The organism is Sphingomonas phyllosphaerae FA2 (assembly GCF_000427645.1).
Lineage (GTDB): Bacteria > Pseudomonadota > Alphaproteobacteria > Sphingomonadales > Sphingomonadaceae > Sphingomonas > Sphingomonas phyllosphaerae.
This window is the reverse complement of the sequence record NZ_KE386571.1, coordinates 1,318,678-1,344,074: the sequence shown is the minus strand read 5'-3', so window position 1 is coordinate 1,344,074 and position 25,397 is coordinate 1,318,678. Positions and strand designations below refer to the sequence as shown.

General features: G+C 68.0%; 21 protein-coding genes. 11 read left to right on the top strand and 10 right to left on the bottom strand.

What is annotated here, in order from left to right; translation table 11 throughout:
- Positions 1-99: 99 nt before the first annotated feature.
- The 4 genes from SPHPH_RS0106725 to SPHPH_RS0106710 all read right to left on the bottom strand — a co-directional run bounded on the left by SPHPH_RS0106725 (position 100) and on the right by SPHPH_RS0106710 (position 4,349).
- Positions 100-1,176 carry an NAD(P)/FAD-dependent oxidoreductase gene (locus SPHPH_RS0106725; protein WP_028966006.1) on the bottom strand — a complete coding sequence of 359 codons (1,077 nt, stop codon included), beginning with the start codon at positions 1,174-1,176 and terminating at the stop codon, positions 100-102.
- Positions 1,158-1,844 (bottom strand): methyltransferase domain-containing protein, encoded by a 687-nt coding sequence (locus tag SPHPH_RS0106720; protein ID WP_028966005.1) that lies wholly within the window; start codon positions 1,842-1,844, stop codon positions 1,158-1,160. The genes SPHPH_RS0106725 and SPHPH_RS0106720 overlap by 19 nt, the downstream gene beginning before the upstream one ends.
- The gene (locus tag SPHPH_RS0106715) at positions 1,841-2,896 is read right to left on the bottom strand and encodes a type III polyketide synthase (protein ID WP_028966004.1); all 1,056 of its coding nucleotides are present in this window, start codon (positions 2,894-2,896) and stop codon (positions 1,841-1,843) included. The genes SPHPH_RS0106720 and SPHPH_RS0106715 overlap by 4 nt, the downstream gene beginning before the upstream one ends.
- Before the next feature lie 124 nt (positions 2,897-3,020).
- On the bottom strand, positions 3,021-4,349 hold the full coding sequence (locus tag SPHPH_RS0106710) for a replication-associated recombination protein A (RefSeq protein WP_028966003.1): 1,329 nt from the start codon (positions 4,347-4,349) through the stop codon (positions 3,021-3,023).
- Positions 4,350-4,475: 126 nt separating this feature from the next.
- Between SPHPH_RS0106710 and SPHPH_RS0106705 the strand changes: the two genes are divergently transcribed.
- Complete coding sequence (locus SPHPH_RS0106705) at positions 4,476-5,099, top strand: PadR family transcriptional regulator (RefSeq protein WP_028966002.1); 624 nt, start codon at positions 4,476-4,478, stop codon at positions 5,097-5,099.
- Complete coding sequence (locus SPHPH_RS0106700) at positions 5,096-5,386, top strand: DUF2218 domain-containing protein (protein WP_028966001.1); 291 nt, start codon at positions 5,096-5,098, stop codon at positions 5,384-5,386. Before SPHPH_RS0106705 ends, SPHPH_RS0106700 begins: the two co-directional genes overlap by 4 nt.
- Before the next feature lie 68 nt (positions 5,387-5,454).
- Here SPHPH_RS0106700 and SPHPH_RS0106695 read toward each other — a convergent pair whose 3' ends face one another.
- Both SPHPH_RS0106695 and SPHPH_RS0106690 read right to left on the bottom strand, forming a co-directional pair.
- Positions 5,455-6,606 carry a glycosyltransferase family 4 protein gene (locus tag SPHPH_RS0106695; protein ID WP_028966000.1) on the bottom strand — a complete coding sequence of 384 codons (1,152 nt, stop codon included), beginning with the start codon at positions 6,604-6,606 and terminating at the stop codon, positions 5,455-5,457.
- 48 nt (positions 6,607-6,654) lie between these two features.
- On the bottom strand, positions 6,655-8,436 hold the full coding sequence (locus SPHPH_RS0106690; protein ID WP_028965999.1) for a cation:proton antiporter domain-containing protein: 1,782 nt from the start codon (positions 8,434-8,436) through the stop codon (positions 6,655-6,657).
- Positions 8,437-8,579: 143 nt separating this feature from the next.
- Between SPHPH_RS0106690 and SPHPH_RS0106685 the strand changes: the two genes are divergently transcribed.
- The 6 genes from SPHPH_RS0106685 to SPHPH_RS0106660 all read left to right on the top strand — a co-directional run bounded on the left by SPHPH_RS0106685 (position 8,580) and on the right by SPHPH_RS0106660 (position 15,234).
- Positions 8,580-10,391: a DUF885 domain-containing protein gene (locus tag SPHPH_RS0106685; protein WP_028965998.1), complete on the top strand. Its 1,812-nt coding sequence runs from the start codon at positions 8,580-8,582 to the stop codon at positions 10,389-10,391.
- A 126-nt stretch (positions 10,392-10,517) separates the two neighbouring features.
- The gene (locus SPHPH_RS0106680; RefSeq protein WP_028965997.1) at positions 10,518-11,528 is read left to right on the top strand and encodes a zinc-binding alcohol dehydrogenase family protein; all 1,011 of its coding nucleotides are present in this window, start codon (positions 10,518-10,520) and stop codon (positions 11,526-11,528) included.
- Between the two features lie 50 nt (positions 11,529-11,578).
- Positions 11,579-12,883: an L-fucose:H+ symporter permease gene (gene fucP / locus SPHPH_RS0106675; RefSeq protein WP_081668539.1), complete on the top strand. Its 1,305-nt coding sequence runs from the start codon at positions 11,579-11,581 to the stop codon at positions 12,881-12,883.
- Between the two features lie 5 nt (positions 12,884-12,888).
- The gene (locus SPHPH_RS0106670; protein WP_028965995.1) at positions 12,889-13,707 is read left to right on the top strand and encodes an IclR family transcriptional regulator; all 819 of its coding nucleotides are present in this window, start codon (positions 12,889-12,891) and stop codon (positions 13,705-13,707) included.
- A 10-nt stretch (positions 13,708-13,717) separates the two neighbouring features.
- Entirely contained in the window at positions 13,718-14,566 is an 849-nt protein-coding gene (locus SPHPH_RS0106665) for an amidohydrolase family protein (RefSeq protein WP_037488216.1), read from the top strand.
- On the top strand, positions 14,563-15,234 hold the full coding sequence (locus SPHPH_RS0106660) for a DsbA family protein (protein WP_238302933.1): 672 nt from the start codon (positions 14,563-14,565) through the stop codon (positions 15,232-15,234). Before SPHPH_RS0106665 ends, SPHPH_RS0106660 begins: the two co-directional genes overlap by 4 nt.
- A gap of 7 nt (positions 15,235-15,241) precedes the next feature.
- Here SPHPH_RS0106660 and SPHPH_RS0106655 read toward each other — a convergent pair whose 3' ends face one another.
- Entirely contained in the window at positions 15,242-16,180 is a 939-nt protein-coding gene (locus SPHPH_RS0106655; protein ID WP_028965992.1) for a cation diffusion facilitator family transporter, read from the bottom strand.
- Between the two features lie 215 nt (positions 16,181-16,395).
- Positions 16,396-18,489 (bottom strand): hybrid sensor histidine kinase/response regulator, encoded by a 2,094-nt coding sequence (locus tag SPHPH_RS19085; RefSeq protein WP_051272876.1) that lies wholly within the window; start codon positions 18,487-18,489, stop codon positions 16,396-16,398.
- Between the two features lie 191 nt (positions 18,490-18,680).
- Here SPHPH_RS19085 and SPHPH_RS0106645 point away from each other — a divergent pair, with 191 nt between their 5' ends.
- Complete coding sequence (locus SPHPH_RS0106645) at positions 18,681-19,454, top strand: SDR family oxidoreductase (protein ID WP_028965991.1); 774 nt, start codon at positions 18,681-18,683, stop codon at positions 19,452-19,454.
- A gap of 9 nt (positions 19,455-19,463) precedes the next feature.
- Here the strand turns inward: SPHPH_RS0106645 and SPHPH_RS0106640 are convergent, their stop codons facing one another.
- Together SPHPH_RS0106640 and SPHPH_RS0106635 are read right to left on the bottom strand one after the other, a co-directional pair.
- On the bottom strand, positions 19,464-21,923 hold the full coding sequence (locus SPHPH_RS0106640) for a zinc-dependent metalloprotease (RefSeq protein WP_051273232.1): 2,460 nt from the start codon (positions 21,921-21,923) through the stop codon (positions 19,464-19,466).
- An 83-nt stretch (positions 21,924-22,006) separates the two neighbouring features.
- Positions 22,007-22,201, bottom strand: a complete 195-nt coding sequence (locus tag SPHPH_RS0106635; protein WP_028965989.1) for a hypothetical protein — start codon at positions 22,199-22,201, stop codon at positions 22,007-22,009.
- A 297-nt stretch (positions 22,202-22,498) separates the two neighbouring features.
- Between SPHPH_RS0106635 and SPHPH_RS0106630 the strand changes: the two genes are divergently transcribed.
- Positions 22,499-23,056: a gluconate 2-dehydrogenase subunit 3 family protein gene (locus SPHPH_RS0106630; RefSeq protein ID WP_028965988.1), complete on the top strand. Its 558-nt coding sequence runs from the start codon at positions 22,499-22,501 to the stop codon at positions 23,054-23,056.
- A gap of 68 nt (positions 23,057-23,124) precedes the next feature.
- Positions 23,125-24,801, top strand: coding sequence for a GMC oxidoreductase (locus tag SPHPH_RS0106625; RefSeq protein ID WP_028965987.1), 1,677 nt, complete (start codon positions 23,125-23,127; stop codon positions 24,799-24,801).
- Positions 24,802-25,397 lie beyond the last annotated feature (596 nt).

Sequence of the window (25,397 nt, the reverse complement as noted above, 5' to 3'; positions counted from 1 at the left end):
TTGATCCGGGGCCCCGCTTGTTCTGAGCGACGGAAGTAAGAAGAAGCGGGATCCCGGATCAAGTCCGGGATGACGGCTGGGTGAGGCGGATAAGCCGTCTCAGGCCTGTGCGATCCGCGTTGCCGCAGCGACCGCGTCGATCAGGCCGACGCGCGCGGCGAGGGGGAGGAGCGGCGCGATCATCGGGGGGCGCTCCGCCATCGCGCGGATCGCGCTGGCGATCGTGACGGGGCGGGCGGTCTGGCGGGCGAAGCGGGCCTGCCATGCCGCGCCTTGCTCGCCCGCCAGCCACGCCTGCGCCGCCGACACGCCGCTCGCCAGCGCGATGCCCATGCCTTCGCCCGCCAGCGACGGGATCACCGCCGCCTGATCGCCGAGCCGGTAGCAGCCGTCCGTTCCGTGACGCGCCCGCCAGCCGTACGGCACGTTGGCGATCGCTTCGATCGGGGTGGCGTCACCCGCTAGCCGATCGGCGAACGCGGGTAGCTCGGTCGCGAGCGCGGCGAGAAGGGCGTCGGTGCTGCCCGCCTCGGCAAGCCGCGAGCGGCGGATGGCGAGACATACGTTCGCGCTACCGTCCTCCTGCAACACGACGCCGGCATAGCCGCGGTCGAACAGGTGCAGTTCGATCGCATCGCCGACGCAGTGCGCGACGGCGGCACCGTGGCGGCGGGTACGCAGACCGAGCGTCGGGTCGGTGCCGCGGGCCTCGGCCGGGCGCGCTGCACCGCGCACGTCGTGCTTGCCGCTGGCGAGGAACAGCGCCGCGCTTTCCAGCAATGCGCCGTCGCCGGTGCGGATCGCGCCACCCTCGATTGCGCGCGCGACGACGCCGCGCTCGACTGCCGCGCCGTCCGAAACGGCATGGTCGAGCAACAGCGAGTCGAGCCGCGCACGCGACACGCCGACCGCGGGGGCGGGCAGCGCCGTCTCGACCACGCGGCCGCGCGCGAAGATGCGGACGCGCGTCACGGGCGCGCGGTTGAGCGCTTCGGCCTCGATACCGAGCCGCGCGAGTGTCTCCAACGTCCGCCAGCTCAGGAACCCGCCGCACAGTGCGTCGCCGGTTTCGCGCGTCCGCTCAATGACCAACGGTCGCGTCCCACCGCGCGCCAGCGTGATCGCGGCGGCGCTGCCCGCCGGACCGCCGCCGAGGATCAGCGGTTCGCGACGCATAGCCGGAACGGGAAGGCTCGGAACACGCGGGCATCGCCGACCCCGGCCTCGTCGAGCAGCGGCGGCCATTCGCCGGGACGATAGCTGCGCGCGATCGACAGCCGTCCGTCATGCCGCACGATCGGGTGCCAGCCGAACAGCCGGGCGAGCAGCGGCCAGCCGTGATAGGCGAAACCGTGGCGGTGCAAATCGTTGACCAGCCAGCCGACCCGCGCCTCGTGCGCCATGAAGCGCAGGAAGGCGATCAGCTGCAGGCGGGTCATGTGGTGCGCGACGAGGCTGGAGATCACGAAATCCCAGTCTTCACCAGCCAAATTGGCATAGTCGCCAGTGCGCCAGTCGATCGCCAGACCGGGCGGCGTATGCGCGCGCGCGGCGGCCTCACTGCGCGGGTTGAGATCGATACCGACGAGATCGAAGCCGACCCCGCGGCGTTCGCCCCAGCGCGCGATCTGCCGCAGCATGTCGCCGTCGCCATAGCCGACATCGAGCAACCGGTAGCTTTGTCCCGGTTTGGTAAGCCGCGCGAGGAACGCCAGCGTCGGGCGCGGGGCCATCGTCACGACGTTGACGCGCGCCAGATCGGCGACCACCTCGGCATAGATGTCGGCCGGCAGATCGTCGGCGTCCATCAGCTCCTCGGCAGTGGCGCGATTATCGAGCATCAGGCTGCGCTCGCGAATGCCAGCCCCTCGGCGGCGAGACCGGGGCCGAAGGCGAGTGCGATGCCATGTTCGACCGGCACGCCGCGCAGCACGCGCGCGAGCACGAACATCAGCGTCGCGGAGGACATGTTGCCGTTCGCCGCCAGAACCGCGCGCGAGTCATCGAGTGCGTCCACGGGGAGTGCGAGGGCATGTTCGACCGCGTCGAGGATCGAGCGGCCACCGGCATGGACCGCCCAGCGATCGACCGTTCGCCCGCCGGTCAGCGTCGCGACCAGCGCCGGATCGCGCAACGCCGTGCTGATCCGGCCCGGAACCTCGCCCGACAGATGCATCGCAAAGCCGCGGTCGGTGATGTCCCAGCGGATCAGCTCGGCGGCTTCGGGCAGGGTGGCGCTGAATGGCTGGCCGATCGCCAGACCCTGCGGTGTCGCGGTGACCAGTGCCGCTGCGGCGCCGTCGCCGAATTGCAGCATCGCCAGCAACGGCTCGAGCGCGCGGTCGGCCTGAAGATGGAGCGTCGAGAGTTCGACCGTGACGACCAGCACGCGCGCCGCCGGCTCGGACCGGACGATATGCCGTGCGGTGCGCAAGGCGGCGACCGCGGCATAGCAGCCCATGAAGCCGATCAGCGTGCGCTCGACGCCGCCCGGCAGGCCCAGCGTGCGCGCGATGATCTGATCGACGCCGGGCGCGACGAAGCCGGTGCAGCTGGCGACGACGAGATGCGTGATGCCGTCGAGCGCGACCTGCGCACGCAGATCGGCGATCGCTGCCAGCGCCAGCATCGGTGCCGCCTGCGCATAGAGCGCCATCCGCGCCGCAGTGCCGGGATGCGGCTGGGCGGCGTAGAAGCCCGTCGCACCGACCGGCGAGCCATGTTCGGCGGGGAGAACGGACCAGCGGTGGTCGATCCCGGCGCGCGCCGCCATCCGCGCGAACACGCGCGCCTCGCGTTCGGGCAGTTGTCGTTCCGCCCAGTCGATGAAGGCGGCGTGAATGTCATGGGTGGGAACGGCGGTGCCGATGGCGGCAATATGGGGCGTTACGCGCATCACGGGCGCTCAACGCATGGGGGCGAGGATCGGCCCGGCCGCGGGCGGCCGGTATGGACTGGAGGGATGCGACTCACATCGCTGCGCTTATCGCCTTGTTACGCCCACGCAATCGGGCGCGTGCTCAATCCTCGCGCCGCTCGCGCGCCGACGCCCAGAAGGTGAGGCGTTTGCGGATCTCGCGCTCGTATCCGCGTTCGTTGGGTTCGTAAAACAGATGATCGTCGCCGATTTCGGCGGGGAAGAAATCCTGCGCGGCATAGGCGTCGGGGTAATCGTGATCGTAGCGATAGCCCTTGTGATAGCCGAGTTCCTTCATCAGCTTCGTCGGGGCGTTGAGGATATGCTTGGGCGGGGGCAAAGAGCCGGTGTCGCGCGCCAGCGCGCTAGCGCGGTCGAACGCGACATAGGAGGCGTTCGATTTTGGGGCAGTCGCCACGTAATTGATCGCCTGCGCGAGAAACAGCCGCCCCTCGGGCATTCCGACCCGCTCGAACGCTTGCCAGGCGGTCATCACCTGCACCAGCGCCTGCGGATCCGCCATGCCGACATCCTCGGACGCCGCGCAGCATAGCCGGCGGAAGATCACCCCGGCATCCTCGCCGCCGCGCACCATCCGCGCCGCCCAGTACAGCGCGGCATCGGCGTCGCTGCCGCGCAGGCTCTTGTGGAAGCAGCTCAGCAGGTTGAAATGCTCTTCCTGCTCGCGATCGTAGAGCGGTGCGCGTTTCTGGACGATCGCCGCCAGCGCCGCGGTATCGATCGGCGCATCGGACTCGATCAGGAACAAGGTTTCGCACAGGCCGAGCAGATAGCGCGCATCGCCATCGGCCATCGCGATCAGTGCGGTGCGCGCATCGGGGTCGAGGGGCAGCGTGCGCTCCTGCTGCGCCTCGGCACGCGTGATGACGGTGTCCAGTTCGGCTGCCGACAGCCGGTCGAGCGTGAACACCTTGGCGCGCGACAGCAATGCGGCGACGAGGCTGAAGCTCGGGTTCTCGGTGGTCGCGCCGATCAGCACGATCGTACCGTCCTCGACCGCGGGGAGCAGTGCATCCTGCACCGGGCGCGAGAAGCGGTGCAGCTCGTCGATGAACAAAGCGGTCGGCTTGCGCGCGGCGCGCAGGTCGCGCGCGGTGGCGAGCGTTTTGCGCAGGTCGGCGATGCCGGTCGACACCGCGGAAAGCTGGACGAAGGCATAGCCCGCCTCGGCGGCGATCAGCCGCGCGATCGTGGTCTTGCCGACCCCCGGCGGCCCCCACAGCACGAACGACGACAGCCGCCGCGAGCGGATCATCATCGCCAGCGGGGCGTCGGGGCCGAGCAGGTGGCGCTGGCCGATCACGTCGGCGAGCGCGCGCGGGCGCAGCTGGTCGGCGAGCGGGGCGTGGGCATCGGAGACAGCGGGGCTGGGAGGATCGACGGGATCGAACCCCGCAAACAGGTCGGCCATGCCCGCCATGTAAGGTGCGCACGGGGCTGCGTCATGCAGGAAAGCGAAAATATATCTTGAACGCTCTTGCGCCAGATCGACCAAGATATATCTTGCTGCATCATGACACAGAATGGAGTCGTCCGAATGTTCGGTTTTTCACACGGTGGCCGCGGCCGCCATCATCATCACGCATCGCGCGGCGGGGGCGGCGGGTTCGATCCCGAGCGGTTCTTCCACTGGATCGAGCGACTCAACGACGGCGAGCATCGCCGCGGCGGTGGCGGTGGCGGCGGTCGCAGCCGGCGGATGTTCGACGGGTCGGAGCTGCGGCTGGTGCTGCTCAAGCTGATCGCCGACACCCCGCGCCACGGCTATGAACTCATCAAGGCGATCGAGACGCTGACCGGCGGTGCGTATGCGCCGAGCCCGGGGGTGGTCTATCCGACGCTGACGCTGCTCGACGAAATGGAGCTGATCGCGGAACAGGCCAGCGAGGGATCGCGCAAGCGTTTCGCGGTGACCGACGCCGGGCGCGCGCATCTCGACGAACAGGCCGAGACGGTCGCGACGTTGATGGCGCGGCTGGAGGCGCTGGCGGCGCAGCGCGCGCAGGGCGAGGGCGAGGGCGCGCCGGTCCGTCGCGCAATGCACAACCTTCGCCACGCGGTCATGGATCGCGTGAAGCGCGCCGACGCCTCGCCCGAAATGCTCCACGAGATCGCCGCGCTGATCGACGAGGTGGCGCAGAAGGTGGAGCGGCTGAAGTGAGCGTCGTCGTCGCGCGCGTCCCGACGCATTCGGCGAGCCGCTATCTCCAGCAGCTCGCCAAGCACTGGAGCCACAAGATGGAGGTCAGCTTCTCCGAGCAGGAGGCGACGATCGCGTTCCCGAACGGAGCGACGCTCGACCTGCGTGCCGACAGCGAGACACTCGACGTGCGGCTGGCGGTGCCGGAGGACGGCGATATGGCGCGGATGCAAGAGGTGGTGGCGAGCCACCTCGACCGCTTCGCGTTCCGCGAGGCGCCGCTGACGTTCGACTGGGGGGCGGTGTGATGTCGTCGTTCCGGACTTGATCCGGGACCCCGCTTCTTCCTTCGGTCGACAAAAAGCGTCGCCCCGGATCAAGTCCGGGGCGACGAAAGCACCTCGCCGTACGCCTGCAACACCGCGGCATTGGCAGTCTCCCAGCGGAAGTCTTGCGCACGGTCGTGCGCGGCGCGGCCTATCGCCGCGCGCAACGCGGGGTCGGAAACCAGTCGCGCAATCGCCGCGGCATAGCCGTCGAGATCCTCCGGCGGCACGAGGAAGCCGGTGCGTCCATCCTCCAGCAGATCGACCGCGCCGGTGGCGCGTGCCGCGACCACCGGAACGCCGGCGGCCATCGCTTCCGAGGTTACCTGTCCCCATGTCTCGGTGACGCTTGGGTTGAACAGCAGGTCCATCGACGCGACCGCGCGGCCCAGGTCATCGCCGCTCTGGAAACCCGCGAACGCGGCCTGCGGCACCCGCTCGGCGAACCAGTCGCGCGCCGGGCCCTTGCCGACGACCAGCACGCGGTGGCGCACGCCCAGTGCGTCGAGGCGCGCGAGCACATCGGCGAACACCCCGAGTCCCTTTTCGAGCACCAGCCGGCCAAGGAAGCCGATCGTCACCTCGTCATCGGCGATCCCCAGCGACCGCCGCCACGCCAGATCGCGCGCATCGGGGTGGAAGCGGCGATGATTGACGCCGCGACCCCAGATGGAGATCGGCGACGTGACCCCGAGATCACGCACCACCTGCGCCATCGACGGGGTCGGCACCAGCACGCGGTCGGCGCGGTTGTAGAAACGGCGCAGGATCGCGACGATCACCGGCTGGATCAGCGACAGGCCGTAATATTGGAAATAGGTTTCGAAGCGGGTGTGGACCGTCGCGACCACCGGCAGCCCGTGCCGCCGCGCCCAGGTGACCGCGGCGTGACCGAGAAATTCCGGCGACGAGACATGCACCAGATGCGGGTCGAACGCCTCCATGTCGCGGCGCGGCCGGGCGGGCAGCCCGCGGCCGAGCTTATATTCGCCGCGCCCGCCGGGCATCGGGATCGCGGGCACATCGACCACCGTCCCGCGCGCCTCGAACGCCGGGGTCGGCGTGGTCGGCGAATAGACGCGCACCTGCACGCCTTGATCGAGAAGATAGCCAACCAGCAGGTTCTGCGCCTGGTTCGCGCCGTCGCGCACGTAATTGTAGTTGCCGCTGACGAAGGCGACGCGCAGTTCGGACGGGTTCATGCTCCGCCCGCTAGCCACGATGTGCGGCAAAATCGCGACCGTTGGCACTCAAGCGGGTCGGATTTCATCGCTGCGCCGGATCCGCCGGATCCGCGGTTGCCGGTCGAGCATCGCGGTGCGGCGGATCGTCTCGCGCAATTCCTCGCGCTTTTCGTGGATCGAGGCGATCACCGGCCCCATCGCGACGCCGAGATCGACCAGCACCGCCTCGGACAATTGCAGCGAGCTTTCGAGTGTTTCCGGGACCGCATCGGTCACCCCGGCCTTGTAGAGTTCGGCGGCATGCGCGGTGTCGCGCGCGCGGGCGATGATCGGCAACGCGGGAAAGGCGGCGCGGAGCCGCTTGGTCAGCCGCACCGTCAAAACGGGGTCGTCCATCGTCAGGATCAGGACGCGCGCGTTGGTCAGGTCGAGACGGTCGAGCAATTCGGCGCGCGCGACATCGCCGAAGATGATCGGATAACCGCCGGTGCGCGCATGCGTCACCGCGTCGATATCCGCCTCGACCGCGACATAACGCTGGTCGTGGCGGGCCAGCATGTCGGCGACCATCCGCCCGACGCGGCCGAAGCCGAACACCACCGCACGCTGCCCCTCGCCATGGTCGAGCGGATCGGGGCGGGCGCCGTCGCGCCTCTCGATGCGCCGCGCGATCACGCGGCCGAGCAGCGCGAGCAGCGGGGTGATCGTCAGCCCGATTGCGGTGACGGTTTGCCAGAAGCTGGCGGTGGCGGCGGTGATGAGCTGCGCCTGCGCGGCGGTCGCCAGCACGATCAGCGTCGTCTCCGACGGGCTGCCCATCAGCATCCCCGTTTCCGCGGCGATGCCGGGGCGCGCATTGGCTACGCGCAGCAGCAGGTAGGTGACCACCGCCTTGACCGCGACCACGCCGAGCACCGCGGCGAGCAGCGGCATCCAGTTGCGCGCGATCGCGCCGAGATCGAGGCTCATGCCCACGGTGATGAGGAACACGCCGAGCGCGAGGCCCTTGAACGGCGCGGTCATCACCTCAACCTCGGTGTGATATTCCGTCTCGGCGATCAGCAGCCCCGCGAGCAGCGCGCCGACGATGGGCGACAGCCCGGCTGCGGTGGTCGCGACGCTGGCGACGATCACGACCAGCAACGAGGCGGCGAGGAACAGTTCGGGGCTTTTGGTGCGCGCCGCCTGCGCGAACAACCGGGGCAGCACCAGCCGCCCGCCGACGTACATCGCGACGACGGTCAGCCCGCCGCGCAGCGCGACGCCGGCAATCCCGACCCAGCCCTCGTCGCTGGCGGTCGGCGCCATCGCACCGAGCGCGAAGATGATCGGGACGAGCGCGAGGTCCTGGAAGAGCAGGATCGCGAACGCACCGCGCCCGACCGGACTGGTGGTTCCGACCAGTGGCAGCACCAGCGCGGTCGACGACAGCGCGAGCGCAAGGCCGAGCCCCGCCGATCCGCCCCAGCTCTGCCCCATCAGGTGCAAGACAACCCCGACCAGCACCGCGCAGCCGACCAGCGCCGCGGGCCCGGTGCCGAACACCAACTGTCGCATCGCCCATAATCGTCGAAACGAAAGCTCCAGCCCGATCGAGAATAGCAGCAGCACGATCCCGAATTCGGCAAACGGCTCGATCGAGTCCGGGTCGGAGATCGTGAAGTAATAGAGCCACGGCGCGCGCGGGACGAGCGCGCCGAGCCCGGCGGGGCCGACCAGCGCGCCGACGAGAATGAAACCGATCACCGGGCTGATCCGGAAGCGGGCGAACGCCGGGATCACCAGCCCTGCGGCGCCCAGCACCACCAATGCGTCTGAGAAGCCTTCGTTGTGCAGTCCAATCGCCATGACCGCGACTGTACGCAGGCGCGGCGGGCTTTGTCGCCCTTTGTGACCTCAAAAATGCGGATGGCCGAGCAAGCGGCTGCCCGCGCTCGACAAAGTCCGGTGCGAACGTCAGTCTGGCTGCCATAACCAGATCGGGAGTTCGCATGCGTCGTCGCCAGTTTCTCGCCTCCGCCAGCGCCGCGGCGGCGCTTGCCAGCATTCCGCGCGCCGCGACCGCCGCCGCGAGAGCCGGATCGCGCGATGCCGACTTGCGCGCCTTGCTCGATCGCTTCTTCTATGCGCGGCTCGATGAAAGCCCAGAGCAGGCGACGTCGCTCGGGCTCGACACCGGTGCGCGCGCGCCGCTGAAGTCGCGGCTGTCGGACGCGAGCCGCGCCGGGGAGCTGCGCGATTTCGCCCGCGCCCGTGCCGAACGCGCGGCGTTGCGGGCGATCCCGCGCGATGCGCTCGGCGATGCGGCGCGGCTAGACTATGATATTGTCGCCTATAGCATCGACCGGATGCTCGCCGGCGAGCGCTACGATTATGGCGCGAGCGCGGGGCGGTACGCGCCCTATGTCCTGACGCAGCTGACCGGCGCGTATCGCGATGTGCCCGACTTCCTCGCCAACCAGCACCGCGTGCGCGATGCCGCCGACGCCGACGCTTATGTCGCGCGCGTCGCGGCCTGGGGGCCGGTGATCGACGCCGAAACCGAGCGGCAGCGGGCGGATGCGGGCAAAGGCGTGTTCGCGCCCGACTACATCCTCGACACCACGCTCAAGCAACTCGCGGCGGTGCGCGACAAGGCGGCCGATGCGACCGGCCCCGCGACCGACATCGCCGCCAAGCTGAAGGCGGCGAATCTGCCCGATGACCGCGCGGCGGCGGTGGTCAAGCTGATGACCGAACGCGTCTTCCCGGCGCTCGACCGCCAGCGTGCGTTGGTGACCGAGTTGCGCGGACGGGCGGTGCACGATGCCGGCGTGTGGCGGCTGCCCGATGGCGAAGCCTATTATGCCGCGGCGGCGAGTGCGGCGACCACCACCGACATGACCGGCGACGAGATCCACCGGCTCGGACTGGCGCAGGTCGCGGAAATAGGCGCGCGGATTGACGGCATCCTGCGCAAGCAGGGGATGGCGCAGGGGACGGTCGGCGAGCGGCTGGTCGCGCTCAACAAGCGCCCGGATCAGCTCTATCCGAACACCGATCCGGGGCGCGAGGCGCTGCTCGAACAACTCCGCGCGCAGGTCGCGGCGATGACAAAGCGGCTGCCCGAGCAATTCGCGATCCTGCCGCGCGCGCCGGTCGAGGTGCGCCGCGTGCCCGAGGCGATCCAGGCGGGGGCGCCGGGCGGCTATTACCAGTCCGCGTCGCTCGACGGGTCGCGGCCGGCGATCTACTTCATTAACCTGCGCGACACGTTCGACCGGCCCAAGTTCGGGCTGGCGACTCTCAGCTATCACGAGGCGGTGCCCGGGCATCATCTACAAGTGATGTCGGCGCTGGAGAGCCAGGACATTCCGCTGATCCGGCGGCGCGGCTTCTATTCGGGCTATTCGGAGGGCTGGGCGCTCTATTCGGAACAGCTTGCCGATGAGATGGGGATGTATGACGGAGATCCGCTCGGGCAGGTCGGCTATCTCCAATCCCTGCTGTTCCGCGCGACGCGGCTGGTGGTCGATTCGGGCATGCACGCCAAGCGCTGGAGCCGCGAGAAAGCGACCAATTATCTGATCGCCACCACCGGGATCGCGCGCGGGCGCAGCCAGGGAGAGATCGACCGCTACACGGTCTGGCCGGGGCAGGCGTGCAGCTACAAGATCGGCCACACCGTCTGGACGCGGCTGCGCGACGAGGCGATGCGCAAGGCGGGGGCAAAATGGGACCCGAAGGAATTCCACCGCGTGCTGACGCTCGGCGCGATGCCGCTGACCGTGCTGGAGCAGGTGGTGCGCGAGCGGATGGGATAGGGCCGGGGCGCAGCCACCTGCGTCCTCTGGTGCGGCGACCGGCATCGGCCTACTGGCCATCTTGATGTTGCCTGTTGGTGAACAAGGTCTCATATATGAAAGCAGATTAGGAAGAGGACCTTAGCTATGCGCGCGATTGTGTGCCGCGAGCCGTTTGCGCTCGAACGCGTCGAGCGTGAACCGCCGCATGTGGCGGCGGGCGAGGTGCTGGTGCGGATGCGCCGCGTCGGACTGTGCGGTACCGATTATCATATCTTCGCGGGCAACCAGCCGTTCCTCTCCTATCCGCGCGTGATGGGGCACGAGCTGGCGGGCGAGATCGCGGCGGTGCCGGATGGGTCGGCGCTGCGTGTCGGACAGCGGGTGACGATCAACCCCTATCTGGCGTGCGGCATCTGCATTGCGTGCCGTAAGGCCAAGCCGAATTGCTGCACGCGGATTGCGGTACTTGGCGTTCACACCGATGGCGGGATGCAGGACGTGATCGCGGTGCCCGAGCGCGCCGTGATCCCGGCAGACGACCTGACGCTCGACCAAGCGGCGATGGTCGAGTTCCTCGCGATCGGCGCACATGCAGTGGCGCGCGCTAAGCTGTCACCCGGTGATCGCGTGCTGGTCGCGGGCGCGGGGCCGATCGGGATTGCGGTGTCGCTGTTCGCGCGGCTCGATGGGGCGCGGGTGACGATCATCGACACGCGGGCGTCACGGCTCGAATACGCGCGTTCGCGGCTCGGGTTCGATGACGTCGTCACCGTCGATGACGGCATTCGCGATGCGCTGTCGGCGCGTACCGAAGGCGACTTTTTCGACTGTGTGTTCGATGCGACCGGCAACATCCATGCGATGCGCAAGGGGCTCGACTATGTCGCGAATGGCGGCAGTTACGTGCTGGTCAGCGTCGTTCCCGACGAGCTGATCTTCGCCGATCCCGAATTCCACCGCCGCGAGACGACGCTGATCGCGAGCCGCAACGCACTGGCGAGCGACTTCGCGCGCGTGCTCGCCGCGATCCGCAGCGGCGACATTCCCACGAACGCGCTCCATACGCATAGCATCGACGCCGACGACTTGCCGGAGCGGATGCCGAGGTTGATCGCCGAGGCGGACCATGTTCTGAAGGCGATCGTGACGTTCTGACGAAGCGCGGGCGCGACGACCCGGCTCAGCGAAAAAGAGGATGACGGCAAATGGCGTGGCAAGGCTCCCCTCCGCTGGAGGATCATCCCCGCGCGGATCATGCGCGCGAGCCGGGCGGCGCGGAGCGCTGGGTGCCGGCGCTCGTCATCACCACCTCGCTGTTCTTCCTGTGGGGAATGGCGAACAATCTCAACGATATTCTGATCGCACAGTTCAAGAAGGCGTTCACGCTGTCGGATTTCGGCACCAGCTTCGTGCAGCAGGTGTTCTATCTCGGCTATTTCGTGTTCGCGATCCCGGCGTCGTTCGTGCTGCGTCGCTTTGGGTACAAGGCGGCGATCGTCACTGGCCTGTCACTTTATGGTCTGGGCGCACTGCTCTTCTATCCGGCGGCGGCGATCAGCGCCTATCAGCTGTTCCTGTTCGCGCTGTTCGTGATTGCCGCGGGGCTGGCGTTTCTCGAAACCTCCGCCAATCCGCTGATGACCGAACTCGGCGATCCTGCGACCGCGACGCGGCGGCTCAACTGGGCGCAGGCTGCCAATCCGTTCGGTGCGATCACCGGCATCCTGATCGGGCGCAACTTCATCCTGTCGGGGATCGAGCATGACGAGGCGACGCTCGCGGGGATGAACGCTGCGGCGCGCGCCGCCTTCTACCGCAACGAAGTCCAGGCCGTTGCAACGCCTTATCTGGCGATCGCGGCGATCGTGCTGCTGTTCGCCTGCGCCGCCGCGCTGACCGCTTTCCCGCGCACTACTGCCGTTCGCGACGTGCCGGAGGACGCGAAGACGCAGCGCTTCGCCGACCTGCTGCGCCACCCGCGGCTGATCGGCGCGGTGATCGCGCAATTCTTCTACGTCGGCGCGCAGGTGGGACTGTGGAGCTATACGATCCGTTATGCGCAGGGTGCGCTTGGCTGGAATGAGCGGCAGGGCGCGGACATGCTGTTCGTTTCGTTGCTGCTGTTCGCGGGCGGGCGGTTCGTCGGCACGACGTTGATGACGTGGATCGCACCGGCGCGGTTGCTCGCGATCTTCGCAGGCGTGTCTGCGCTGCTCGCAGCAACCGCGGCCCTGGTCGGCGGAACGATCGGGCTGTATGCTCTTGTGGCGGCGAGCTTCTTCATGTCGATCCAGTTTCCGACGATCTTCGCGCTGGGGGTGGAGACGCTCGGGCCGCTGCGGCGGCTTGGCTCGTCGCTCATCATCATGGCGATCATTGGCGGAGCGGTGCTGACCGGGGTGATCGGCTTCGTCTCGGATCGCGCCGGAATCGCGGCGGCGATGCTGGTGCCGGCGGCGTGTTTCCTCGTGGTGTTGACCTATGCGGTCCGCGCCCGCGTGCGGGCCTGACGCCGATGGCGCGCGCGCGTAAACCGGCCGACGCGGAGGGTGAGGCGCGGCCGAAACAGACCATCTATGCCGCGCCCGCGCTGGAAAAGGCGTTCGAGATCCTCGACTTGCTGTCCGCCTATCCGCAGGGTGCGCTGGTCACCGACATGGCCGCGGCGCTCGGCCGATCGGTGGGGGAGCTGTTCCGGATCGTCGTGGTGATGGAGCAGATCGGTTACCTGCAACGCTCGCCAATTAATGACCGCTATACCGTGTCTTACAAGATCCTCGACCTCGCCTATCGCGCGACGCCGGCGCAGAACCTGACGCGTGCGGCGACGCCGGAGATGCAGCAACTCGCCGCCGAGACCGAGCAATCCTGCCATTTCGTCGTGCCGAACGGCGCCTATGGACTGGTGATCGCCCGCGAGGAAAACCCTGGAATGCGGGGCTTTTCCCTGCGGCTGGGCGCGGCGATCGACATGATCCGCAGCTGTTCGGGGCAGGTGCTGATGGCCTTTTCCTCGCCGCAGCGGGTGACGCGGATCGTCGCGCAGGCGGCGGCGGCGCAGGGCAAGCCGGTCGACATGGCGTGGCTCGAGGAGCGGCTAGCGATCGTGCGGCGGCAAGGGTTCGATCGGCGACAAAGCCCGGTAACTCAAGGCGTTACCGACGTCAGTTATCCGGTTTTCGCGTTCAGTGGCGAGATCGTGGGGGCGTTGACGGTGCCGTATCTGGAGCTGATCGACGGGTCACAGCGCGTGAAGCTGGATGCGGTCGCCGGGCTGTTACAGGCGGCGGCGGCACGTATCTCATTGACGCTGGGGCATCATCCCGCGGATTGAAGGACAGCATGTGACCCAGACGCCGCGCATCGACGCACATCATCATCTTTGGCGCTACGACGAGGCGGCGTTCGGCTGGATCGACCCAGGGAGCGCGATCGCGCGCGATTTCAATCCGGAAATGCTGACGGGTGCGCTGGCAACGCGGAAAATAGCAGGCGCAATCGCGGTGCAGGCGCGACAGGTGCCCGAAGAAACGCAGATGCTGCTGGACGCGGCGACGAATTGTGCGGCAATCTGCGGCGTCGTCGGCTGGATCGATCTGCGCGCCGACGATATCGCCGAGCGGCTGGCGGCCGACGCCGCGCCGTTGCTGGTCGGTTATCGCCATATCGTGCAGGACGAGCCCGACGCAGATTTCCTGCTGGGCGACGAATTCGTCCGAGGCGTGGGAGCCCTCGCCGCTCGGGGGCTGAGCTACGATCTGCTCGTCGACCATCGCCAGCTCGCGACGGTACCGGCGTTCCTCGACCGGGTCGGGGCGGGGCGCTTCGTGCTCGACCACGCCGCCAAGCCCGCGATCGCGGCGGGCGGATGGCAGCCGTGGGCGGAGCGGTTGAGGGCCGCTGCGGCGTGTCCGGGCGTGATGTGCAAGGTGTCGGGGCTGGTCACCGAGGCGGATCACGTGGGGTGGTCCGCGGACGATCTCGAACGCTATCTCGACCACGTCTTTGCGTCGTTCGGGCCGGAGCGGCTGATGTGGGGATCGGACTGGCCGGTCTGCCTGCTCGCGGCTGATTATGGCGCGGTGCATGATGTGATCGCCGCTTATGTCGCGCGGCACTGTCCGACGGCGAGCGACGGCATCTTCGGTGGCCACGCGCTCGCCTTCTACACGCCGGCGACGGCATCGCGGTGACCGAACCTGCCCCGCGTCGCCCGGCCTTCGGGATCGAGCGTCGCGCGCTGCTGACGCTCGGCCTGGCGGGCGGCGCGGGTTGGGCGCTGGGCCGCGTGCTTTCCCGAACCGCACCGGTCGGCCGCGACGTGGGTGCGTCAGGGGCAGTGGCGGCGATCCTCGATGACCCGGAGGCGCCGGCGATTGGCCCGGCCGGTGCCTCGCTGCGGTTGGCAGTGTTCAGCGATTACCGCTGCCCGGCATGCCGCCACGGCTTTCCGGCGTTGACCGAGGCGGCCGCAAAAGACGGCGATGTACGGTTGTTGTTCAAGGATTGGCCGATCTTCGGCGCAGCCTCGGTGGCCGCAGCGCGGGTTGCGCTCGCCGGCGCGGCACAGGGCATCTATCCCGAGGTGCACCGCCGGCTGATGACCGCGCCGGGCACGCTCGACAGCGCGCAGTTGCGCGCCGCCGTTCAGGCGTCCGGGGGCGACTGGTCGCGCGTCATGGGGAATCTGGCGGGGCAGGGCGGGCGGATCGATGCACAGCTTCGTCGACACGCGGCCGAGGCGGCGTCGATCGGCTTGCCGGGCACGCCGGGCTATCTGGCTGGCTCGCGGCTCGCGGTGGGGGTGATCGATACGGACGCGTTCGCACGGCTGTTTGCGGCGGCGCGAAAAGGCGCTTGATCGATCGTCAGAACGTCACCGCATCCGCGGTTTTCTCAGGGCGAATGTAGATCGATTTGAGTTGCGGCAGCGTGGTGCGCAACTCGGTCTCGATCGTCTCGATCAGCGCTTCGGCTGCGCCCATCGACAGGTGATCGTCGAAATCGGCGCTGATCGCGGCGAAGACGATGTCCGGCGCGGTGTGGACGGTGCGGACGTGATTGACCGCGCTGATGCCGGGATGCGCGGCGACGATCGCGCGGGCGCGGGCGATCACCGCCGGGTCGGCCCGCTCGCCGATCAGCAGTCCCTTAGCCTCGCGGGCGAGAAGCACGGCGACCGCGGCAAGCAGCGCGCCGATCACGATCGAGGCGACACCGTCCAGCCGCGGATTGTTGAAATAATGGCTGCACCATACGCCGATCGCCGCCACGACAAGGCCGATCAGCGCGGCGCTATCCTCGAACAGCACCATGAACCCGGCCGGGTCCTTCGAGTCGTGGATCGCCTGCCACCAGCCCACCTCACCACGGGTCTGGTTGAATTCGCGCATCGCGATCGTCCACGACGCGCCTTCCATCAACGTGGCGATGCCGAGCACGATGTAATTGACGAGCGGATCGACGAGCGGCTCCGGCTCCATGACGTGGAGATAGCCTTCGTAGATCGACACGCCCGCACCGATCGCGAAGATCAGGATCGCCACGACGAACGCCCAGAAATACAGCTCGCGGCCATAACCGAACGGGTGCGCGGCATCCGCGGGGCGGCGGGCGCGGCGCTGGCCGTAGAGCAACAGCACCTGATTGCCGCTGTCCACCACCGAGTGCACGCCCTCGGTCAGCATCGACGACGATCCGGTGATCGCCGCCGCGATGAACTTGGCCACCGCGATGCCCAGGTTCGCAGCCAGCGCGCCGAACAGCACGATATTGTCGCGCCAGCTTTTTGGTTTCGTTTCGCTCACGCCGGTCCCTTCGTTCGATAGCGAGACGCGAGCGGAGGGGCAGGGTTCCGTTCGCTTGCGATGGCGGTCGGTCGATCGCTGCGCCGGTAGGGGGGATGATGTCATCTCGCTTCGTCATTGCGAGCGTAGTGAAGCAATCCAGAGTTGGATCAGGACGCCCTGGATTGCTTCCCCTGGCCTTCGCCGGGGTCGCAATGACGATCGGCGAGTCATCCCTACTCGCCCCGGGCGCGTGCGCCGCGTGCCACAGCGCGGCGCAGCGTGCGGGACAGTTGCTCCATCGAATAGGGTTTGTGCAGCAGCTCGAAGCCGTGCTGCCAGTTTTCGGCGAGGACATGCGCATAGCCGCTGGTCAACACGATCGGCAGCGCGGGATGACGTTCGCGAATGCGCGTCGCGCATTCGACCCCGTTCATGCCCGGCATCACCACGTCGGAGAACACGACGTCGAACCGCGCGGCATCGGTCTCCAGAATCGACAGCGCATCATAGGCGTTGGTCGCCAGCAGGCTGCGATAACCAAGCTCGTTGAGCGCCGCGGTGGCGAATTGCCCGACTTCCTCATTATCCTCGATCAGCAGGACATAGGCGCCCTGGCCATCGGCGGGTCCGTCCTCCTCGCTTCGATCGGCCGCGGCGCGACCTTCGGTCACCCGCGGAAGATAGAGCGTGAAGGTGGTGCCCTGGCCGGGTTCACTGGTGACGCTGATGTCGCCGCCGGATTGCTTGGCGAACCCGATCACCTGGCTAAGCCCCAGCCCGGTGCCCTTACCGACACCCTTGGTGGTGAAGAACGGCTCGAAGATATGCGGCAGCGCCTCGGGTGGGATGCCCGCGCCATCGTCGATCACCGCGACCGCGACGAACTCGCCGCTGACGCCGTGGTGGCCCCGTAGCGACGGGATTTCGCCGACCGGCGCGATCGCGACCCGCAACATGCCCTGACCCTCCATCGCGTCGCGCGCGTTGATCGCGAGGTTGACGAGCGCGGTCTCGAACTGGCTGCGGTCGATTTCGGCGAGGCACGGCATTGCCGGCGCCTCGACATGCAACGCCACACGCGCGCCGATCAGCGTCTGCACCATCTCGGCGATCTCGCCGACTGCGACACCGACATCGAGCAATTCCGGGGTCAGCGCCTGACGCCGGGCGAAGGCGAGCAATTGCCCGGTCAGCTTGGTAGCGCGCGTGGCGGTTTCGCCAATCGCCTCGACATAGCGATCGCGCTTGTCGGGCGCGAGATCGGGCCGGCGCAACAGCTCGACCGAGCCGCGAATGATCGTCAGCAGGTTGTTAAAATCATGGGCGACGCCGCCGGTGAGCTGGCCGATCGCCTCCATCTTCTGCGCCTGGCTGAGTTGTTCGGTGGCGCGTTTCAGTTGTTCGGCGGCCTCCTTCGCCTCTGTGACATGGCGGCCGATCGCGAAGACCTCCGCCTCGCCAGGGGCGGCAACCCATTGCAACCAGCGGTAGCTGCCGTCGTGATGGCGGAAGCGTGTCTCGAAGGTCGGCATCGTGCCGGCCTGCGCGGCGGCCAGCGCCTCGACCGCCGCGGGCAGATCCTCGGGATGAACCAGCGACAACGCATCGATCCCGAGCAGCTCGGCAGGCTGATAGCCGAGAATGTCGGTCCACGCGGGATTGACCGCCAGATAGCGACCATCCGTCGACACCACCACCATCAGGTCGGGCGAGGCGTTCCACATCCGGTCGCGCTCGGCGGTACGTTGCGCGACCTGTTCGGCAAGGTCGGCATTGAGGCGCACCAGTTGCGCCCGGCTTTCCAGCAGTGCGCGATCGGCGAGCACGCGCTGCGTCGTCTCGTTGGTGAAGATGAACAGCCCCGCCCGCTCGCCCTGCTCGTCGAGAATGCGCGAATAGGAGAAGCTCCACCACGTATCCGCTGCGCCGCGATCGGTGGACAGCTTCCAGGGTAAGTCGACGAAGCGGCGGCTGCGCCCGGCGAAGGCATCGTCGACGATCGGGCGCGCCTGTTCCCAGGCATCCGCCCACACGTCGCGCATCGGCGTGCCCATCGCCCAGTCAAGCCGCGGGCCGAGCAGCGGGAAGTAGGTTTCGTTGAAAAAGAAGAACAGTTCGTCGGCATCCCAGCACAGGATCATCGACTCGGGCGAATTGAGCACGAGGCTGAGCGCCGCCTTGAACGGAGCCGGCCAGTTTTCCGGGAGCCCGAGCGGGTGATCGCGCCAGTCGCGTGCCAGGATCAACCCGGTCGCCGCCCCGCCACCGGCCAGGAAGCGGAGCCCGGGCCGCAGATCGTCGGGGGTGGTCGAGGGAAGGTCGGTCATCGGGTCCGGGCGGCTGGCGGGAAGGAAAGGCTGACCTAGCGTGCTGACGTCGATCAAGGAAGGCCGGCGGGCGTGGCCGCTGGCCGGTGCGTCCGGCGACCGGCGCGGGATGTGCGACGAACGGCGCGGCGACGCGAAACCGCCGTTACTTCATGACGTTGGCACCGGCGAGACGAGATGGAGCGACGCGCATGAAGACGAGTGGCAATACGATCCTGATGACGGGCGGCGGCAGCGGAATCGGCGAGGCGCTGGCGCAGCGTTTCCACGACCGTGGCGACACCGTCATCATCGCCGGCCGTCGGCGCGACGCGCTGGAGAAGGCGGCGGCGGGGCGTGAGCGCATCCATGTCATGACGCTGGATGTCGAGGATGCCGGTGCGGTCGACGCGTTCGCAAAGCAGGTGGTGGCGGACTTTCCCGCGCTGAACGTGCTGTTCAACAATGCCGGGATCATGAAATACGAGGACGTGACGCAGCGGCGCGATCTGGCCAATGCGGAGGCGACGGTGGCGATCAACATCCTGGGCCCGATCCGGCTGACCAATGCGCTGACCGACCATCTGGTGCAGCAGCCAGATGCCGCGATCGTTACGGTGACCTCGGGGCTCGCCTATGTCCCGCTGGTCATGGCGCCGACCTATTCGGCGACAAAGGCGGCGATCCATTCCTATACCGTGTCGCTGCGCACCCAGCTGGCGGGCAAGGTCGAGGTGATCGAGCTGGCGCCGCCGGGCGTGCAGACGGACCTGACGCCGGGGCAGGCGCACCGGCCGGGCTATATGCCGCTGGAAGCGTTTGCCGATGCCGTGGCGGCGCAGTTCCTGCAGCAGCCGACGCCGCGCGAGATCCTGGTCGACGAGGTCCAGTTTCTGCGCCAGGCCGAGCGCGAGGGACGCTTCGACGAGACGCTGAAGACCCTGACCGAGCGTGCGGCGCAGCAGCGCGCGGCCGGGGGCGACTAAAGCGTTCGCTCAGCCGCCGATCGGCATCCCGGGCGGTACGACGATGTCGCCGGCCTGCGCGGCGAGCGCCGCGGCGCGCCGCGTATCGCCCAGCAGCAACCGTGCGGTCGACAGCGCCCAGGCGCGGTCGGCCGGGTCGCGGAAGCGTTGCTTCGGTTGTTTTTCCGCCCAGTCGCGCAGCGCTTGATCGATCGCGCTGGCTGCCTCATCGCCCGCCTCGGGTGCGGCAGCGGCTCGGGCCAGCGCGAGGACGATGCGGGTGCCGACCGCGCGGCGGACCGCATCAAGCCGGGGGTCGGAGGCGTTGGCGTCGGCGAGTGCGAGCAACCGGGTCGCGATCAGGTCTGCGCCCGGCACGTCGGGGGTGCGGCGATGCTGATCGGCGAGGCGCGCGAGGCGTTCGGGCGCGAGGATCGCGCCGAGCGTGACCTGCGCGGCGACTTGCGCCGCGACCAGCGGGTCGAACGCCGCGCTGCCGGCGGTGCGCATCACCTCGATATCGGTCTGGCGGTCGCTCTCGCCCGACCAGCCCGCCGACGATTGCGCGATCAGGCGATCGGGCACGTCGAGCGCGGCGGGGGCGAGGGTGGCGAGCAGCGCGTCGAGCGCGCGGCGTTGCGCGGCGGCATCGACAGGGGCGGATTCCATGCCGGCACCGCTCGCGACCGCATAGGTGGAGGTGACGCCGCCCAGCACCTTCGCCGCTGCCTCGACCTGATAGCGGTGGAGCAGCCAGAGCGGCACGAACTTGCGGCGCAGCGCCGCGACCGGTTCGTCGGCGGTCAGCGCCGCCGGGCCGAAGCGCGACAGCGCGGCGCTGCGGACCTGCATCATGCGATCGAGTTCGGCGACCGGATCGGCGCCGTCGTCCCATAGGCTGCCCCACGGTTGCGAGGCGGACACGCTGCGCGCGTTTTCGTCCGAGACGAAGCGCAGGCCGGCCTGCTCCGCCGCGTCGGCCTTCGCGCGTGCGGCGACGTCCGGGTTCGTGCCGGCGGGGTCGCCGTAGAGCCAGTCGATCGCGTGATTGTCCCACGCGCCCAGACCCACGCCATACGCGTCGGACAGATCGGGTGCGCCGTCCACCAGCCCGATGCGCGGGGCGGGATAGTCCATGACCGAGGCGCGGCCCTGCGTGCTGCCGGCGAAATTGTGGAGCAACCCCAGCGCATGACCGACCTCATGCGCGGCGAGTTGCCGGATGCGTGCGAGCGCGACCTGCACCGGATCGTTGGGGCCGCCGGTGCCGTTCTTCGCCGCGCCGACCAGCGCCTCGTAGATCAGCATGTCCTGTCGGACGCGGAGCGAGCCGAGCAGCACCGACCCCTTCAGGATCTCGCCCGTCCGCGGATCGCTGACCGCATAGCCATACGACCAGCCGCGCGTCGCACGATTGACCCAGTTGACGACGTTGTAGCGGATGTCGAGCGGGTCGGCATCGGCAGGCAGGATCTCGACCCGATAGGCGTCGATATAGCCGGCTGCCTCGAACGCCGTCTTCCACCACGACGCGCCTTCGAGCAGCGCGGTACGGATCGGCTCCGGCGCGGCATTGTCGATGTAGAAGACGATCGGCTTCTTTACGCGCGAGCGCGGCGCGGCGGGGTCGATCTTCTCCAGCCGGAAGCGATTGGCGAGGTTCTGGACGATCTGCCCGCCGAGCGGTGCGGCGAAGTTAAGGGTCTGCGTGGAGAAGCTGCCGCCGCGCGGATCGAAGGCGCGGGTGACATAGCCCGGCTGCGGCAGCGCGACGAAGCTGTGGCGGACGACCAGCGTCACCTGCCGCGGATCGGGGGCGATGTTGCGCACCTCCGGGCCGGGCGTGTCGCTGGCATAGGTCTGGCGCGCCTCGAACTCGAGGTTGAGCGGGAAGGCGCGGACGGCATTGGTGTCGGCGGCGCTGAGCGCGTCAACCAGCTTCCAGCCCTTCTCGCCGGCCGAATTGAGCTGCGCGGTCACGCCCTTGGTGTCGCGCGCGAGAAACGGCGCGATGTCGACGAGCATCCGCCCGTCTGCCGCGTCGATCACGTCGCCCAGCCACAGCGTCGAGGTCGCGAAGGCATCCGCCGCGGCGGCCTGTTCGCTGGCGGAGGCGCCGGTGGCGCGGAAGCGCGGATTCTCCAGCTCGAACGCGACCTTCTTGCCGAGCCGCCGGATCACCAGCACCTGCGCCGGGCCGGGCTGCGCGCGATCGAGCCCGATCGGCGCCGAGCCGAGCCCGGTGCGCAGCGCGTTCGTGTAGAGCAGACGTGCCGCGATTCCGTCGCGCGCCGGGGCCGGCAGCGAAAGCAGGATGCGGCCGGCCTTGCGATCGACATAGACGGGCAATAACCCGTCCAGCCGCTCGGTGCCGGTCAGCGGATCGCTCTTCGATGTGGCGGGTGCCGGCGCTTTCGTGACCGCGGCATCGCTCATGGCCGGCACGAGCAACGCGGTTACGCTGCCCAACAGGATCGCCAAACGCTTCATCGTCACCCCCGAAGCGCCACCGTAGAAGAGCAAGGGCGCGGTTCGCAAGGCGGGGGGCGAAATGTCTGCGTGATCAGCGCAGATTAGCGCGCGGGGTCGGTATGGCGCTTGATCAGCCAGGGGGCGGATCGTTCGGGCGGCGTCGCCGCGCGCGCCGTCTGCGTCGTCGGTGTGGCGGCGGCGGGCAGACCGAACCAGTGCGGTCGCTCAACGGCGACGAGGATGGCCAGAAGGCTGGTACCAAGCCCGAACCAGACCGATAGGCCGCGCGTCGTCATCAAGAACCTCCTTCCCGGATGCATGGGGACCGATCGGCATCGACCGGAGCACCGCCATGTAAAGCCGCCAGGCGATCCGGGTGTAGCTCCCTCATGACAAATGCTTGCTGAAATAAGGTTAATGGCCTGGCGGGATGAAAACGCCACGGCTGATTTCGATCACCATCCCTGCCAGTGCCCTAGACCATTGGCGCATTGACGCGGCCGGCGGGGCGAGCATAAGTTTGTCCGAGAAATAAGCGGGTTGGGAAGAGGTATGAGGCACGCTCACGCAGGTCGCGGACGCGAGGCGTCGCGATGATCGATCGTCGCGGTGCACTGGCGGGGATGGTCGCCGCGTTCGGGGCGAGCGTCTTCGCGCCGCTGGCCCGGGCCGTCGCCTATCAACCCAATCCGGTGATCAACACCGGCCCACCGGCCCCGGTCTTCACCGCGGCGCAACGCGCCCTGGTCGCGGCGCTCAGCGAGCGGGTGATCCCGACCACCGACACGCCGGGCGCGATCGCGGCGGGGGTGCCGGAATATATCGAACATATGCTGGGCGACTGGGCGATCGACGACGAGCGCGGGACGATCCTGGGCGGCCTCGCGGCGATCGATGCGCGCAGCATGGCCGATTATCGCATGCCGGCGGTGAAGGCGAGCGCGGCGCAGCAGGACGCGCTGCTGACGCTGGCGATGAACGACAAGCTGCCGGGCGCGAGCGAATTCTTCCCGGCGTTCAAGCAGCTGGTGCTCACCGGTTATTACACGTCGGAGGTAGGGATCACGAAGGAGCGCGAATATCTGCCGGTCCCGGGCGATTACGACGGCGCTTACCCCTATGCGAAGGTGAAGCGCATCTTCTCGTCCTGAGCCGCATGCGGCGCGCATGGCCGCGCCGCCGCTTTCCCCGAACATTCATCCGGCGGACTTTCAAGATCATGGCAGCAACAGATCGCTTCGACGCAATCGTCATCGGCTCCGGCATCAGCGGCGGGTGGGCCGCCAAGGAGCTTACCGAAAAGGGCCTGCGCGTCCTGATGGTCGATCGCGGCCGGATGGTCGAACATGGCGAGGATTATCCGTTCGACGGCAAGTCGGTGTACGAAACCCCCGCGCGCGACCGGATGCCCGCCGCGCTTGCCAAGCGCGACTATTTCGCGCTCAACGGCTGGGTCTCGCCCGCGACGCAGCCGTTCTTCATCAACGACCGCCTCAACCCCTATGACTATGACGCGCCCAACAAGTTCAACTGGGTGCGCCCGTCGGTGGTCGGCGGCAAGTCGCTGACCTGGGGCCGCTGGAGCTTCCGCTGGGCACCGACCGATTACGAGGCGAACAAGCGGGAGGGCGTCGGGGTCGACTGGCCGATCCGCTATGACGACGTCGCGCCGTGGTACAGCTATGTCGAGAAGTACATCGGCGTGTCAGGGGGCAAGGAAAACCTCGATTATCTGCCCGACAGCGAATTCATGCCGCCATTCCCGATGAACGTGGCGGAGAAGTGGCTGAAGGGGCGACTGGAAGGCGAGTTCCCCGGCCGCAAGCTGATCAACGCGCGCCTCAGCAACATCACCGAGGACAAGCCCGAGCAAAACCGCACGCGCTGCCAGAAGCGCTCGCAATGCAGCCACGGGTGCAGCTTCGGCGCATATTTCTCGACGCAGGCGGTGACGCTGCCGGCGGCGCGCGCGACCGGGCGGCTGACGCTGCGGTCGGATACGTGGGTGACCAACCTCGAATATGATCCGGCGAAGAAGCGTGTCACCGGCGTTCGCATGGTCGACGCCAAGACCGGGCGCGCCGAGGTGGTGCAGGCGCGGATGGTGTTCCTGTGCGCCTCGGCGATGAGTTCGCTCCACGTCCTGCTCAACTCGCGGCCGAAGGACAGCGAGCGCAGCTGGTTCCACTCCAACGGCGCGCTGGGCAGCCAGGTGATGGACCATATCTTCCGGGTCGGCGTGCAGGGCGACATTCCCGGCATGACCGACCTGATCGAATATGGACGGCGACCGGGCGGCGTCTACGTCCCGCGCTTCCGCAACCTCGTGTCCGAGCAGCTGCCGTTCAAGCGCGGCTATGGCTATCAGGGGCAGGCGTTCCGCCAGCCGGCGATGGTCGACGGGTTCGGTGCCGACATGAAGCACGGGATGCGCGAATATGGTCCCTGGCGGTTCTCGATGGGCGCCTTCGGCGAGTGCCTGCCGTATGACGACAACAAGGTGATGCTGAACTTCGGCAAGACCGATCGTTTCGGCACCCCGCTGCTGCGCTTCGACGTGACGTTCCGCGACAACGAGATCAAGATGATGGACGACGCCTTGGAGCAGGGGCAGCTGATGCTGCGACGCGCCGGGCTGACCAACGTCACCGGCGGACGCGGCAAGCACGTTCCGGGCGAGGCGATCCATGAAATGGGTGGCGCACGCATGGGGCGCGATCCGAACAGCTCGGTGCTGAATGGCTGGAATCAGGCGCACGACGCGGCGAACCTGTTCGTCACCGATGGCGCGCAGATGGCGTCGGTGTCGTGCGTCAACCCGTCGCTGACCTTCATGGCGATGACCGCGCGCGCGGCGGATCATGCGGTGAAGCAGATGAAGGCGGGGGTGATCTGAGCCGCGCCTGCGCGTGAGGTTGATCGACGATTTCACTCATGGCGCGCTGAACGTCGAAAGAAGAGTGGGATCACCCGAAGGCGCGGAAGGCGCTGAGATGTAGCGCGTGGGGTACGCGTCACCGTGTCATTTCAGGTCGTGAGGGGACGAACTTCCGATGCGGCGAGCGAACCATCCCTGCGCCTCCGCGCCTCCGCGTGAAAAGCTCTTCTGCCTTCGCATGCCTTGGAATGACGATTGGTCCTACGGTTTGATCCGTCTTCCATCGGTGTCCCAGTAAAGGCTGGAGCTCTGTTGGAAATGCCAGCGAAACGAGCGCGATACACATCATCAGCGTCCCCCGACTGGACCCCGGCTTTCGCCGGGGTGACGCTTCAGGTTGAATGGATCACACCCCAGAAGTGATCGGCATTCAGGGTATGAGGCCAAGATGCCGTCGTTTCCGGTCTGGATCGTTCTTCCTGCGTCGTCCCGGACTTGATCCGGGGCCTCGCTAACTCTTGGCGGGTCGGGAGACGCGGTGTTCCACATCAAAGCTATCGGGGTTGCCGAACGAGCGCGGATGACGAAATCCGGTGATGGTCTATCGGTTGGCG